The 16131-nt window shown below is 65.0% G+C and carries 1 protein-coding gene; it reads left to right on the top strand.

From position 1 onward, the window contains the following. Nucleotides 1-107 precede the first annotated feature (107 nt). Complete coding sequence (locus tag AAFN89_RS16695; protein WP_347540328.1) at nt 108-15836, top strand: Calx-beta domain-containing protein; 15729 nt, start codon at nt 108-110, stop codon at nt 15834-15836. Nucleotides 15837-16131 lie beyond the last annotated feature (295 nt).

The following is a 16131-nucleotide window of genomic DNA, read 5'->3' as shown; positions in this document are numbered from 1 at the left end:
GTACCGTGAAAAATTGGTCGAAATGGCTGTTCCAGTGAAACGCCGCCTTTCGACAAACGCGGGCCGTCCGTGACGCCAACCGCGTCCATCCATGAGGGAGTGGGAAGATGACCGAAGACCAGTTCACCGCGCAGGGCCAGGATAGCTCTCACGGGAATGCCCCGGAAGTCACGGACAACAGTGTAAGCGGGGGCGCGGACGGCATCGTCCAGGTCGCCCAGGCGGCAACCGGGGCGACCGCTTCGGCCGCTCCCTCGACCGGTCAGGCGCCGATGGTCATCGTGCTGGACGGTGCGGCCGTCTCCCGGACGGTGGAGCCCGGCCAGCCGATCGCGATCCAGGGCGCGGACATCGCCGCCCTTACCCTCGCGCAGGACGGCCAGTCCCTGGTCCTCAGCTTCGGCGACAGCGGGTCGGTGGAGCTGGAAGGCTATTTCGCGACGGTCGACCAGCAGGCCACGCCGACCCTCACGGTCAACGGCGTCGAACTGCCCATCGGCCAGTTGATCGCCCAGGTGCAGGAAGAAGCCAACCTGGTGGAGCCGGCCGCCGGCCCCGAGGCTGATGGCGGGCCGGGCGAACCCGGCGGCGGGGCGCGCTTCGACCCGACGGTCATCGGCTCGATCGGCGAGGGCATCGACACGCTGGGCCTGTTGGGGCCGACCGCGCTCACCTTCGGCATTCCCGATCCCGACCCGGCGGGCTCCGATACGCTGTCCGGAATCTTCGACATCAGCGTCACGACGGAGATCGTCACCGAACTGCCGGAAGGGTCGCTCTACCCGTCCAGCGGTCTCTATGAGGATTCCCAGCCGTTCAAGAATGTCGGCGACGACACCCTGTCGCGCGGCCGGCTGAACGTCTCGTTCGATTCCACCGGTTCCGCCGAAGCGTCGATTTCCAGCTTCGCCATCTCCGGCTTCCCGGAAGGTTCGGCACTGACGATCGAGGGGCTGCCCGGCGGGGAGAGCTTCACCATCTATTTCGGCGACGCCCCGTCCTCGTCTTCTTCCTCGTCCTTCTCGGCGTTCGCCTTCCTCTTCGCATCGAATCCGCTGGCAGAGCCGGCGGAGATGCCGCCCGCGCCTTCCGACGCGGACCTCTACGCGCCCTCCGGCGCGCTCGACCTGATCGAGATCCTGTCGGCCTATTTCGGCGGCCCGCTGACCGAGGAACAGTTCAACAGCCTGGACATCTTCCTGGGCGGCACGCCGTTCAGCGACGTTGATTTCGCCCTCACCTTCGACGCCACCATAGAAGGGGCGGGGCTGGAATCCAGCAGCTCCTTCGGTCCCTTCACGGTGGTGGTCGACGCCGTCGCCGACCAGGCGACCCTGGAACTCGGCGAAGGCGTGACCTACGACGAGGATAGCGGCGGGTTCGAACCCCCGCAGCAGCCTTCATTCGCGAGGAGCGCGTTCTCCGGCGAGGGCGAAGGCCGGGAGGGTTCCTCCTCCGATTGCGGTTGCTACGTGCTGGGCGGTGAGCCCGTCTACGCGGTCGGTTTCAGCGCCAGCGTCACCGATCCCGATGGTTCGGAGGGCATTACCAGGCTCGTCCTCTCGATCAACGACGACATTGAGGGCGAGGGCAGGGACCCCCGCCCGCTCGACCTCTATGGGCCGGAGGGGGACGGCGTCGATTCCGCCAGCATCATCATCGGCGGGGAAGAAATCGTCCCCGGCTCCAGCGCACCGGCCCTGATTCGAGCCGAAGTACTCGATCCGGCGACCGGGACCCTGAGCTGGCAGATGGTCGAGGCCCAGATCTCGTTCGACCCGGCGACGGGCGAGCTTTCCTTCGATTTCACGGGCGTCGACGGCCGGGTGCAGCGCATCGACTTGCGCGAGGGCGGCGATTCGACACTCGAAATCCGCCTGCCGGAACATTCCGACCATGATTTCGACCTGGAAATCGCGGTCACCACGCGCGAATTGCGCGCGGACTCCGAATCCGGCGATCAGGAACTGACCTTCGACAACAACGAGTCGACCGCCGAAGGCACGATCCGCGTCGAGATCGAGGCGGTAGCCGATGGGGCCAAGGTCACCATCGGCGATTACTGCCCGTGCTCGGCCGAGCCGGTCAGCGCGGACCTGACCCAAGGCGGCGACCTCAACGGCATCGTCCTCTCCGCCATCGATTTCGACGGGTCCGAAGGAACTGTCGTGCACCTCGCCAACGGCGCTGGCGTCGAGGGCGGCCGCGCCGGCACCCCTGCCGGGGCGACCGTGCCCCAGCAGATCAGCCACAATGACGACACTGACCAGACCCAGGCGCTGGTCGCGACGCTGCCGAAGGATGCGACCTGCGTCACCTTCACCGTCTCCAACCTGTACGAGAACGAGGCGGGCGGCGAGATCGGCATCGTCACCCTCTATGATGACGGCGTTGCCGTCGGAACCTTCGCCTTCGGCCCCGCCGACGACGCCGCTTTCGGCGGCGCTATCGAGGGCGTGGACGGCTACATTCCCGTCGAATCGCCGGGCAGTCTCCATGCCGGCTCGGTCACCATCGATGGGGATAATCTGCCGCCGGGCGTCGTCTTCGACGAAATCCGCTTTACCGCCACCGACCGGGCCGAGGAAGTCGCGGGCGACGAGGATTCCAGCGACTATTTCGTCAGCGGAATCGAATACACCCCGGCCGTCGCGCCGGGCGTGATCTGCGAATGCGACCATTCGGAGCCGGGCTACACGAAGGTCGTGGTGGTCGAGGACGGCAAGGCCGACCCCGGCCAGCATGGCGACAATGGAAGCGAAACCGGCCTCGTCCTGCCGCTGATGTTCAGCGCGTCGCTGACCGACACGGACGGTTCGGAAGCCGTCACCCAGGCCGTTGTGACCCTGCGTGACGCGGATGAGGGCGCGGAATTCGTCTATCTGGGCGCCACCGGCCCCGATCTGCCGCCGACTGTCACGATCAACGGCGTCACCTACAATGTGACGGCCGATGGCGATGAACTCATCATCACGCTCGATGACAGCGATCCCGCCAACGTCATCGCTGCGACCCAGCGGCCGATGGTCGATTTCTCCACGGAGTTCGGCGTCCAGCTCCCCGTCGATGATTCGACCAACTTCTTCGTCGATATCCAGGCGACCACCGCCGAGGTGAACGAGGAAGGCGAGATCGCGGTCGAGGAAAGCAAGCCGTGCCCACCCGCGACCATCGAGTTCGATATCCGCGGCGTGGTCGGCGAGGCGGCGACGGAACTGACCGCCGCCGACGATTGCGGTCAGACCATCGGCGGCGTCAACGCCGGGCCGGACGACTGGCAGGTCGACGGAATCACCATCAAGGGCGCGCTGTTCGGCAGCAGCGAGTACTCGACCGAAAACCTCGACTTCCGCGCCAACGGCGTCGGCGTGAAGGGCGCGAACCCCGACGGCACCGCCTCTCCGAGCGAGCAGTTGAACGACGGCCACGGCGACCAGGCGGGCAGCGAATCGATCGAGGTCGATTTCAACCAGACCGTCGCCAGCGCCACAATCACCGTCTCCAACCTGATCGCGGGCGAGAATGGCGGCGAGGTCGGGACCGTCGAGGTCTGGAACGGCGACGATCTCGTCGGCGAATTTACCTTCGGCAAGGCTGGCTCTGGCGCCCAGATCGAGGTCGATTATGTCGGCAATCCCGGCGTCGCGACCTTCACACTGGACGGCGCGTTGCTCGACGGTTCGACCTTCGACCGCCTGATCTTCGCCGCCACCGATTCCGGCAACGGCACGGGCGACGAGGGCGACAGCGACAGCAGCGATTATTTCCTGCGCCAGATCGAGTTCTCCCTGCCGGAGAGCGAAACCGCGGTCCTGGTCGAGGACGGCAAGAAGGATTCCGTCGACCATGGCGCGGAGGATGCCGGCCGGCTGATCCCGGTCCAGTTCACCGCCGCCACACAGGATACCGGCACGGGCTCCGACACTTCCGAAGGCATCGCCTCCATCACCCTTAACAAGGGCGAGAGCGACGGGACGTGGGCTTTCCAGGGCGCGGATATTGTCGATGGCTCCACCATCGAGGTGGACGGCCATGATGCCGTCGCCACTTTCGACGAGGACAGCAACCTCGTCCTGACCTTCACCGATGCGGACAGCGTCGAATCGGTCGACCTGTCCGGCGCCATCGGGATCCGCCTGCCGGTGGACGACTCGACCGACTTCACCCTGACGGTCACCACGAAGACCCAGGAATTCGACGACGATACGGGCGGCGCGGTTCACGCCGCGACCACCGAAACGACCGACAGCATCAACTTCCAGATCGACGGCGTCGCCGGCCCGGTCGTGGACGGTTTCGGCGAAGCCGACACCTCCTATGTCGAGGACAACGATCCGGACACCGGCGACCACGGCGCCGGCGCCACCGAGACGGGCCTGATCGTCGACGTGCCCTATTCGGCCGATACGCAGGATATCGACAAGTCCGAGGGCATCACCAAGGTCGTCCTGACCCAGAATGGCGACGGCGATTTCGTCAATGCCGATGGCGACAAGCTGGTCAACGGCCAGACCCTGATGATCGGCGCCGCCATTGCCACGGTCGGGTTGAGCGTAGACGGCCAGACCCTGACTCTGACCTTCGAGGACCAGGCCGGCGAACCGCAGATGGTCCAGTCCGTCGACCTGACGGGCGTGGTCCGGATCGAACTGCCGGTCGACGATTCCACCGATTTCGCCCTGACCGGCCAGTCCACCACCACCGAATATGACGACGACGCCTTCGACGCGGAAGGTAATTTCAACGGTCGCCCGGATGGCGGCTCCTGCGCCCAGGGCGAATACACCAGCCCTGCCGAGTCCATCGTCATCCATGTCGCCGGCGTCGCCGGCCCGGCAGACACGGGCTTCACACCCGATACCTATGGCGATGCGGTCGACAGCGCCACGGTCTGCGAAGTCGGCGGCAAGACCGTCCTGACCCTCAAGGTGTTCGAGGATGGGGAGGCCGATCCGGCCGACCACAAGAACAACCGGGAGCACAATGACGGCCCATTCGTCCTGCCGATCGCCTTCACCGCGACGGCGGAGGACGCCGACGGATCGGAGGGCATCACCTCCATCACCCTGAAGCTTGCCGAAGGCGATGGCGTCGACGCTTCCTTCGTCGTGCCGGAGGACCTGCCGGAAGGCGTTACCGTTACCGAGAGCGACGATGGCGGCAGCATCACCATCGAGTTCGCGGGAGAGGGTCTGGATTCCGTCAATCTCAACGACCTCGGAATCGGCGTCGAAATCCCGAAGGACAGCGACCGCGACTTCAGCATCGCCATCGAAACCGTCACCACCGAATTCGACGATGACGGCTCCGGCGTGAGCGAGGGCGGCGAAACCGCCACGGCCCATGACGAAATCGACGTGATCGTCGACGCTGTGGCCGACAAGCCGACGGCGAAGATCAAGATCGCGAACAGCAGCCCTGAAGGCGCGGACGGCGACGATTCAACCGTTGAATCGACCGACAAGCTGGACCTCCGGTTGAAGGCGACCTTCACCGACGTCGCCGATGGTTCGGAAATCCACCTTGTGACGCTGAAGCTGCCGGAAGGCTGGGATTTTGCCGATCCTGGCAACGAAGGCTTCGTGCATGTGTCCATCCCCTTGGTTTTCGAAGGATGGGTGAAGGCGGTCGACGGCCAGACCTTCAATGAGAAGGTCAGCTTCGTTCCGCCGTCCGAGGACCGCGAGAACGACGAGTTCACTCTGAATGCGGTTTCGCTCGATGTTCCGGATAACATCGCCAGCGAGATTCCTTGGGACAACGGCAGCAGCAACTTCTTCATACATCTGCTCTCCAACAACATCGCCATCTCCTCCGATGACGCCACCGTGGATGTGGGGCATCTGGACGATGGGCAGGATGACGGCTCGGTCGTCACCGCCACCGACGTTGACAAGGCCGAAGACGACGATTCCACGCCCGTCGGCCAGACCGACGATAACAACGACAACACGGCCGGAGACATCGCCGGACCGCTGACGATCAAGCCTCACTTCTCCGTCGACCTGGCGGACGATGGCGGCGTTGGCGGGCCGGAAGCGGTCATCAAGGTGGTCCTGTCCGGCATCCCGGCCGGCGTCGCCAACGTCACCGCGTTGGGACAAACCTATGCCGTTGCTTCGGACGGAACGGTCACCGTCAACCTTCCCGGCGGCGTGAGCGAGGCCGCATTGAACGCGGCTCTCAACGACCTCGAAATCACCCTCCCGCAGCATTATTCCGGCAGCTTCCCGCTCAAGCTCGACGTGACGGTGGAAGAGCCGATCACCGGCGAGACGGAAGTCTATAGCGGCGTCAGCCACGTCACCGTGGACGACGTGGCCGACATGCCCTTCAACACCTCCGCCAGTTCCGGCTCCGGCTCGGAAGGCAATACGGTCAGCCAGATCGTCTGCCTCAACACCGCCGGCCTCAACGGCCAGACGGTGCAGGAAAACTGGGCGGAATCCGGCGTCAACCTGCGCGGCGTCGTGCTGACCCCGGGCGCCGGTTCCTATGATCCGGCTGCCTATGCCGACCAGCCGCTCGGCGGCAAGAACGTCAACTTCACCCATGACGGCCAGTCCTGGAGCTATAACGGCGTCGGCGTGAACGCCGATGGCGACATCGACAATGGCGAAACCGACACGGTTGACGGCGCCAGCGACAATACCGTCGAAGCGCTGGAACTGACCTTCGACACCGCGATGGATTCGGTGACGGTCGAACTCGCCGCGCTCTTCGATGGCGTGGTCTATGACAACGGCCATCCCGAAAGCGCCCGCTGGGTCGCCTATGACGCCGCCGGAAACGAAGTCGACAGCGGCACGGTGGACAGCACCCTCAACGGCCTCGCCAGCTTCACCGTCGACGGGGAAGGGGCGATCAGCACGCTGGTCATCCATCCGGTGTCGAACGACGCCGGGGCCAACGGCAACAATTCCGATTTCGTGATCCGCTCGGTCAAGGGCGTCACGGTCGGCACGCCCTGCGATGAAGGCGCGCGCGTGGTCCGTGAAGACACAACCAGTGCCGTCGCCCTGACGGCGGCGGTCAGCTTCTCCGACCTCACCGACACGTCCGAACAGCACTTCATCGTCATCCGCCTGCCGGAAAATCCGGAAGGCGGTAACTGGACGACCGGCGACTTCACCGTCACCGGCGGCGATGGCGGCAGCTTCGACATCGTCTTGGGAGAGTCCCTCAACACCCACGGCATCACCCGTTTCGATGAGGAGGGCCAGTACCTCCGCATCCCGGTCGATGGCCAGCTCGACGGCGCGCAGGACACCGCCTCCGTCACCGTCTCCTTCCCCGCGCCGGAGGTCACGTCCTCCGAAGACCTCCAGTTCAAGGTCTATGGCGAGGCCTACGAGCATTCCGCGACCCCCGACACCGGGGACACCAACGACCGGGCCTTCAGCGAGGCCGGCGACTGCCTGACCATCGTCATCGACGACGTGCCGACGCTCCAGGCCAAGACGGCCTGCCTCTATGAGGGCGGGGAGCAGAAGGGCGGCGAGTTCCTCGATGGCGCCGAAAGCGGCGATGGCGGCCTGACCGTCACGGCGGTCACGGGCGCGGTGGACAGCGGAGATATCACCCTCGGCGACTTCACCGAAATCGACGGCGAATACGGCACGCTCCGCGTCTGGTCCGACGGCCGCTACGTCTACACCTCCGACCCCTCCGTCACGCACACCGATGGCGCGCCGCTGACCGAGCAGTTCACCTTCACCGTCGAAGACTGCAACGGCACGGTCGTGACGCAGACCCTCGACGTGACCGTGAAGGACCTGGGTCCGATCGCCGGCGAAACGGCAGGCACGGTCAATGAGGACACGCTGACCACGCCGCATGACGGCAATGACGCGGTCACCCCGACCGGCCCATCCTCCCTGGACGACCAGCCGCTCGACATCGACTGGCAGGCCGACGGGCCGGGCACTCTCGCCTTCACCGGGATCACCGACGGTCAGGTCCTTTCAGGCGTCACGTCGGAAGGCAACGAAGTCCGCCTGTTCCTGTCCGCCGGCGGGACGGTGCTGACCGCCATCGCCTATGACAGCTTCGGCAATGCGCTGGATGAGGTCTTCGCCCTGTCGCTGGACGCTGCTGGCTCCAGCTACGATTTCGTCCTGAAGGCGCCGCTGGACCATGAGGTCGACGGCCCGGCCTCCGATCCGGCCTCCCAGGACGGGTTGAACCTGTCCTTCGATTTCACCGCCACCGATGCGGACGGCTCGTCCGCCGATGGCGGGCTCACGGTGACGGTGGTGGACGACGTGCCGGTGGCGGGCCATGTGGACAAGGTCTGCGTGGGCGACGCCCAGGGGCCGGAGTTCGTGACCGATGTCATCCAGGTGATCGACACCAACAACAACCCCTCGGATGGCATCTTCCAAACCGAGATTCCGGAATTCGTCACCATCGAGGTCATCGGGAAGCCGGGCGCGACTGCGGACCTCAACACCGACGATCGGGGCTGGGGGGTCGATAGCGCGGGGGAGGGTTCGGCCGATCGCTTCAATGAGATCAATTTCTACGGCCTTGACGAGAATGGCGACCCCATCTCCGAGGTTCTGATCTTCGACCTTGGCGGCAAGGTGGCCTTCAAGGCGACCATCGAACTTTCGGAATTCTTCGCCAATGAAGGCGCGTATGACGAGGCCGGGCGGTTCATCCTTTACCGCGATGGCCAGGTCGTCGGCAGCCAGGATTTCGTGGCGGGCTCGGAATCCGGGCAGTTCACGATGGAAGGCCACGGCGCGTTCGATGAAATCCGCTTCATCGCCCTCTCCGGCGACGGCAATCCGGGTTCGGGCGACGACAGCGATTACAACGTGAAGAAGATCACGCTGGAATCGGCGGTCGAAGGCCAGCCGCTGGGCTATGCGAAGGGTGAGGTTCCCGGTGAGTTCGGGGCCGACGGCCCCGGCCGCTTCGCCATCGCCGAGGCGTTCGAGGGCGCGGCCCTCACCTCCGGCGGCCAGGACATCGCCGTCACCGTCAATGACAACGGGACCGAAGCCTACGGCACGGTCGGCGGCGAGACGGTGTTCGTCCTGTCGATGAACAACGCTACCGGCGACTGGGAGTTCTTCCAGTTCGGTGAGATCGACCAGAGCGATGTCGCCATCGACTACCAGGTCGTGGACGGCGACGGCGACGTGGCCAACGGAAGCCTCTCGCTATGCCCCAAGGCGTTCGTGGACGCCCCGATCGTGACCATCGGGCTCGAAGGCGACGCGCTCTGCATCGATGAGGACGGCAACGGCTCCTTCACCGTCACGGCGGCCACGGCCGACCCGGCCAATGGTGATACGCTCAGCGAGGTGAAGCTGACGCAGTTGCAGGCGCTGAACGGCGCCGGCTGGACCGTCACCGTCGATGACGGCGCGGCCACCGGCACGTACGATGAGACCACCGGCATCTACACGCCGGCGGTCGACACGAAATCCGTCACCCTGACGGTGACGCTGACGCCGCCGGCGAACAGCGATGAGGATGTGTGGACGGAAGTCGGCGCCGACATCACGGTGACGGCGACCGCGACGGACGGCTCCATTACGGCGACCAGCGATCCCACGATCATCGACGTGAATGTCGATGCGGTGGCGGATGCGCCGACGCTCACCCTGTCGAACGTCACCGAAACCGAGGATGACGGTTCCGCCGCCTGTCAGGTCGAGGCGACGGAAGGCACAATCTTCACCCTGCCGCTCAAGGCGTCCCTCACCGACACGGACGGGTCGGAGGATCTGGACCACGTCACCGTGGCGATGGGCGATGACGCGCCCGATGGCGCGGCCTTCACCTGGAATGGCGTGGAAATCACCTCCGCTGGCGTGACCGACGGGATCTACACCGTCGCCCTGAACGATGACGGCAGCGTCACCATCACGCTTGACGATGCCGGCAATCCGCAGAGCTTCGACAACGCCACGGTGCTCGGCGGCGGGCTCGGCATCCTGCTGCCGCCCAACGCCAACACGGGCGACGGGTCCTTCGACGTGACGGTCCAGGCCTGGTCGCAGGAAACTAACACCGGCGCCACCCACCCCGGCGATGCGGAGTGCGATACGGACGACAACTCCGCCGTCTCGGTTGCCGGAACCATCGCCGTCACCGTCACGCCGGCCAGCGACAGGCCGGAGGCCGACGATGTGGTGACGGAGAGCGACCCGCTCGCCGGCCTCGCCGCCATCGCGGCGACGCTCGGGATCACCGATCTCGACAACATCGCGCTGTTCAAGCAGCTCGACGTGTCCACCGGCGAAACCGAAATCGGCGATGCGGACACTGGCGCCGATGCCGACCTTGGCGGGTTCGATCTGGAGGATGGCGGCAATGTCACGTTCCACATCACCAGCGCCCCCAGCTACGGCACGATCTATGTCGTCGATGGCGGCGCTTTGGTCGCGACGATCCCCGCCGGATCGACCCCGCCCGACACCTTCTTCGACGCCGACGCCACGGTCTACTGGGCGGCGACGGTGGATGAGGTCGTGGACATCGCCACCGGCGATCCGACGCCCGTCACCTCCGTTCCCGGCAGCCTCGGCGGGCTGACCCTGACGGCCGAAGGGCTGGACGGCGCCGCCGCCGGCGTGACCTCGAACCCTGGCAACGGCTTCGGCATCGACACCGCCACCGCGGGCCAGCAGCTCGACTCGCCGTCCCAGATCGACGCCGCGAACGATGTCAACGACCAGAACGAGGCGCTGATCGCGACCTTCCCGAACGCGCAGACGGAAATCAGTTTCGTCGTGAAGCCGTTCAACCCGGACGAAAAGGGCCAGTACACCCTGCTCGACCAGAATGGCGACGCGATCGGCTCTCCGGTCGAATTCGCGGATGCCGGCGGGAACTCGTCCCAGACCATCGTGGTCGACCCCGGCGTTTCCTTCTGGGGCATCCGCATCGAAGCCGTGCCCCCGGCCGACGCCAACGGCAATAACAGCGACAAGTTCGCGGTCGACGAGATCTCCTGGACCAGCCAGGGCGAGGGCGGGGAACTGCCGCCCGTCACCTTCGATTATGAGACGAAGGACCAGACCGGCTGCCTCAGCGACCCGGCGACCGTGGTGATCGAACCGGGCGAGATTCCCGAGCCGGCGATCTCGATCACGGACAAGACGGTGACGGAGCCGGACAGCGGAACCGTGTCGATGACCTTCACGGTGACGCTGGACCATGCGTCGACGGAGACGGTGACGGTCGACTTCACGACCGTTGGCGTCACGGCGACGGAAGGGTCCGACTATACGGACGCGACCAGCAGCCTGACCTTCGCGCCGGGCGAGGTCTCGAAGACGGTGACGGTGACGGTGAATGCCGACGCCATCGCCAATGAGGGCGACGAGACGCTGAACGTCAATCTCAGCAACGCCACCAATGCGACCATCGCCGACAACCAGGGCATCGGCACGATCACCGACAGCGATCCCAAGCCGACGGTGACGATCGACGACGTGACGGTGAACGAGACCGACGGGACGGCGACGTTCACGGTGACGCTGAGCCAGGCGACGGCTTCGAACATCGCGCTGAACTACGCCACGGCGGACGGTTCGGCGCTCAATCCGGGCGACTACGTGGCCGAAACCGGGACGGTGATGTTCACGGCGGGCGGCGCGCTGACGCAGCAGATCACGGTGACGATCACCGACGATGCGGTGTTCGAGAACCCGGAGACGTTCACGGTCGACCTGACGGCGCAGGACGCCTCGCAGATCGACGTTGCCGGCTCCGACCTGTCGGGCACCGGCACGATCAATGACGACCAGGGCGAGCCGACGGTGTCGGTTGGCGACCAGACGATCTCCGAGCCGGTGAGCGGGACTGTGGAGATGAGCTTCACGGTGACGCTGGACCATGCGTCGTCGGAGACGGTGACGGTCGACTACTCGACCCTTGGCGGGACGGCGACCGAAGGACTGGACTATGCCGCCGGCGAGACCGGGACGGTGACGTTCGGCCCGGGCGAGACCGAGAAGACGGTCACCATCACGGTGAACGCGGACGACATCGCCAACGAGGCGTCGGAAGGCTTCACGGTCAACCTGAGCAACCCGAGCAACGCCACCGTCGATGACGGCGTGGGCGACGGCACCATCACCGACAGCGATCCGGTTCCGACGGTGTCCGTGAACGACTTCACGATCTACGAGGACTCTTCGGCGGGGCAGAACTCGGCCAGCTTCACGCTGACGCTGAGCCAGGAATCGGCGACCAACGTGACTGTGCCCTGGTCGATCACGCTTCCGGGTGCGCCCGACGCGGGCGAGGCCGGCGCGGCCGACCTTCAGCCTGTACTTCTCACCGGCACGGTGACGATCCCGGCCGGCAGCACGACCGTTACGGTTGGTCCGTTCGAGGCGTTCGACGACACTGTCTATGAGGTGAACGAAACGTTCGAGATCGTCCTTGGCGCGCCGACCGGCGCGACCGTGGGCGACGGGACCGGCGTCGGAACCATCGTCAGCGACGATCCGCAATACCTCCCGCCGGAAGCCGAAGACGAAGCGGCGGTGGTGACGGAGGCTGCTCTTTCCGACGGCGCCGGCGGCGATGACGACGGCACCGGGGACGATCCGGCGGCCGGCGTCGACACCACGGCCACGGGTGCGCTGGCGGGCGCCGAAGGCGGCAACGTCATCAGCGGCGTCAGCTTCACCAGCGGGCCGGGCGACGCTCCGACCGTCACCGACAATGGCGGCCAGTTCGTCGTCTCCAACAATCTGTGGGAGCTGACGGTCGACAAGGACGATGGCGACTACACCTTCACCCTGAAGGACAACGCCGACCATTCCGATGACGGCGCGGCCTTCGGCGGCGACCAGTTGCCGGTGAAGTTCGGCTACGAGGTGGAGAACCCCGCCGGCGTCACCGACACCGGTTCGCTCACCGTCGACATCAACGACGACCGCCCGGTGGCGGTGAACGAAGCTCCGGACTGCGTGGACGAAAGCAGCGGCGCGCCGCTGAACGTGGTCATCACGCTCGATGCGTCCGGCAGCATGTTCTACGAGATCGATCCTGCCACCGGCGAATACACCGATCCCGGCGATCCCGACACCGGCTCGCCGAACCGGATGGAGGCCCTCCAGGCTTCCGTGAAGGAACTGCTGGCGGCCTATGAGGCGACCGGCGCGCAGGTGAACGTCAAGTTCGTCACCTTCGGTTCCGACGCGTCGGAACCGAGCCAGGTCTACGACCTCAGCGACCCGGACGACTTCCAGGCCGCGAAGGATTTCGTGGACAACGTCAGCGACAGCGGCAACACCAATTACGAGGAGGCGCTGGAGGAATCGAAGCAGGCCATCACCGAGTTCGACGGCGATCCCGCCTATGCCGGCAACGAGACGAATTTCTACTTCTTCTCCGACGGCAAGCCGAACGAGGGCGATGGCTATGACGACGATTTCGGTCACTCCGATTGGGCAACCTTCCTCACCGACCATGGCGTCGTCTCGAACGCAGTCGGCATCAAACTGAACAGCGCCGATCCCGATCTCGACTTCATCGACAACACGCCTGACGGTGCGGTCTACAACGACGATATCGGCCAGTTGACGGACGATATCCTCGGCACCATGACGCCGAGCCTCACCGGCAACGTGCTGACCGATGGCGTGGATGACGAGTTCGGAGCAGATGGCCAGGGTTCGCCGGCCATTGTCAGCCTCGAATATGTCGATGAGTTCGGGGCCACCCAGACGGCCGAGCCGACCGACACCGACACCGAGGTCACGGTGACCACCCAGCATGGCGGCCGTCTGACCTTCGATTTCGCGACGGGCGACTACAGCTACATCGCCCCGAACGTCAGCACCGACGTGACGGAGAACTTCACCTACAAGATCGAGGATGGCGACGGCGACACCGCTACCGCGACGCTGGACATCTGCGTCAGGGACGGCGTGCCCGAAGCCTATGACAATCTTGCAGAGGTGACGGACGGCGTCGCCGTCGACGAGATTGTCGGGGATTTCGAAAACGGGCTCGACGCCGGCTGGGCAAGCATCGGTGAAACCGACATCACTGATGATGGCTGGGCGGCCGATCCGCAGCATGGGGATAACGCCATTCTGCTGGAGACCAATAATGACGCAACTGGCGAAAACAATGTTGCCGACTTCCTTGGACTCACGAACCAGGCACTCGATAACCTGAGCGACGATGGTGCAAATGAGGGTTCGGCCCTTCGTCTGGAACGAACGATGTCCGCCGGCGACGTTCTGACCTTCAGGTGGAATTTCGCCACGGATGAGGACACGCCGAGCGGCTTCAATGACTTTGCCTTCTTCTCCGTCGTCGGTCCTGACGGAACGAGCCTGGATAAGCTTGCGGATACGCACTCCGGCTTCACCGATTACGACGGGACTAGCTTCGACGAGCAGACCGGCTGGCAGACCTACACCTTCACGGCGTCGGCGGACGGAACTTATGTCTTCGGCATCGGAGTCATGGATGAAGATGACTCGAAAGGTCACTCCGGCCTCTTCGTCGACGATGTCCGCGTCAATGGCCAGGTTGTCGGGTCGGTGTCCGGCAATGTCGTGGACGATCCCAACAACGATCCGCTGAGCGGCGATCCGGTCGGCGGCGCGGACATTTCTCCCGATGCGGCGTCGGTGACGGCGGTCAGCTTCGGCGGCGGCAGTCCCGTCTCGGTTCCCCAGGATGGCTCCTACGCCACGATCATCGGGGCGCACGGTACGCTGAAGATCAATATGGATGGCGACTACACCTACACGGCGGATAGCGTCACGGAAGCCGATGCCGGCGACGTGGAGGACCAGTTCACCTACACTTATACGGATGCGGATGGCGACACGGATACGGCCGTTCTCCGGGTGAAGGTGACGGACGGGGACTCCCCCTCCGGCGATCCGGAGCCGCCGACCTTCCTCAACGGCTCAATCACGACGAACACCAACGTCCGCGATCAGCAGGTTCGCCTGTCCTTCACGGAGGTCGGCAACAACCTCAACACCTTCGTCACGATGCTGGTGCTGAACGCCCAGGGCCAGCAGGACTCGACGGTCGACTTCTCGGTCGATACCGGTTTCGTCATCGATCCGGCGAAGGAATATCTGGTGACCGTCACAACGGTGGACGGGAAGAAGGCCATCGTCACCGACCTCCAGCTCGAAGGGGTGACCATCATCGATCAGGGCAACATCCAGATCGGCGATGGGTCCGCCAATACCGAGCATGGCTTCACCGCGGTCATCAAGCCTTCCGGCTCGGTGCTTGTCGAAGGGCCGACCGAATCCTTCGATGACCGCGCCTCGGTCAGCGATCCCGGCGACTATGCCGGCGGCAACACCCCCTACCTCCATGGGTCGGACGAAGGGGAAATCCTGACCGGCGGCAGCGGGGCGGATGTGTTGTCCGGCGGCGCCGGAAACGACACGCTCATCGGCGGCGATGGCGACGATATCCTGTTTGGCGATGCCGGCGACGATATCCTGATCGGCGGTCTGGGGCAGGATGTCCTGACCGGCGGAGACGGCGTGGATACCTTCGTCATCGACCAGCAGGCCTTCGATGAAATCGCCGCTGCCGGCCCCGGCTTGGCCGACCTCATCACCGACTATGACAAGGCCGAAGGCGACGTGATCGACCTCGGGGAACTGTTCGATCCGGGTGTCGCTGCGACCATCACCGAAGCCAATGTAGGCAGCTATATCAGGCTGGATGACGGCGGGAATCTTCAGGTGAATGTCGCTGGCTCCGGCAACGACGCCGACTTCACGACCGTCGCCACGGTCGAGAATGGCGGCAGCGGGGTCGACACCGTTCAGGTCTATGTCGATGACAGCGGAAACAAGCTGGACATTCCTTGATCCTTTGACCTAACCTGACCTTCTATAAAGCCCCGGCCTCGGCCGGGGCTTTTTCTTTGCCCGCTGGCCCCGTCCCAACCCCCATTACAACGTCATGCTGGACCCCGATCCAGCATCCATGCGCCACCGCAACCCGCACCGCCCGCGCCCGACTCTTCGCCACCTGTGGGAACGTCGCGGACCCATGGATTCCTGTGTGTTGGATGGTTGCTATGATGGGAGCGGGAAGGAGGCCGTTGGATTCGAGGTCGCCCGATCGGTAGACCGTATGCTGGCCTGGCCCCTTCCCGCTCGT

Source organism: Inquilinus sp. CAU 1745 (genome assembly GCF_039839375.1).
In the GTDB taxonomy this organism is placed as follows: domain Bacteria; phylum Pseudomonadota; class Alphaproteobacteria; order DSM-16000; family Inquilinaceae; genus JBDOQU01.
Note: the sequence above shows the minus strand (reverse complement) of the source record. Positions and strands in the feature narration are given on the sequence as shown.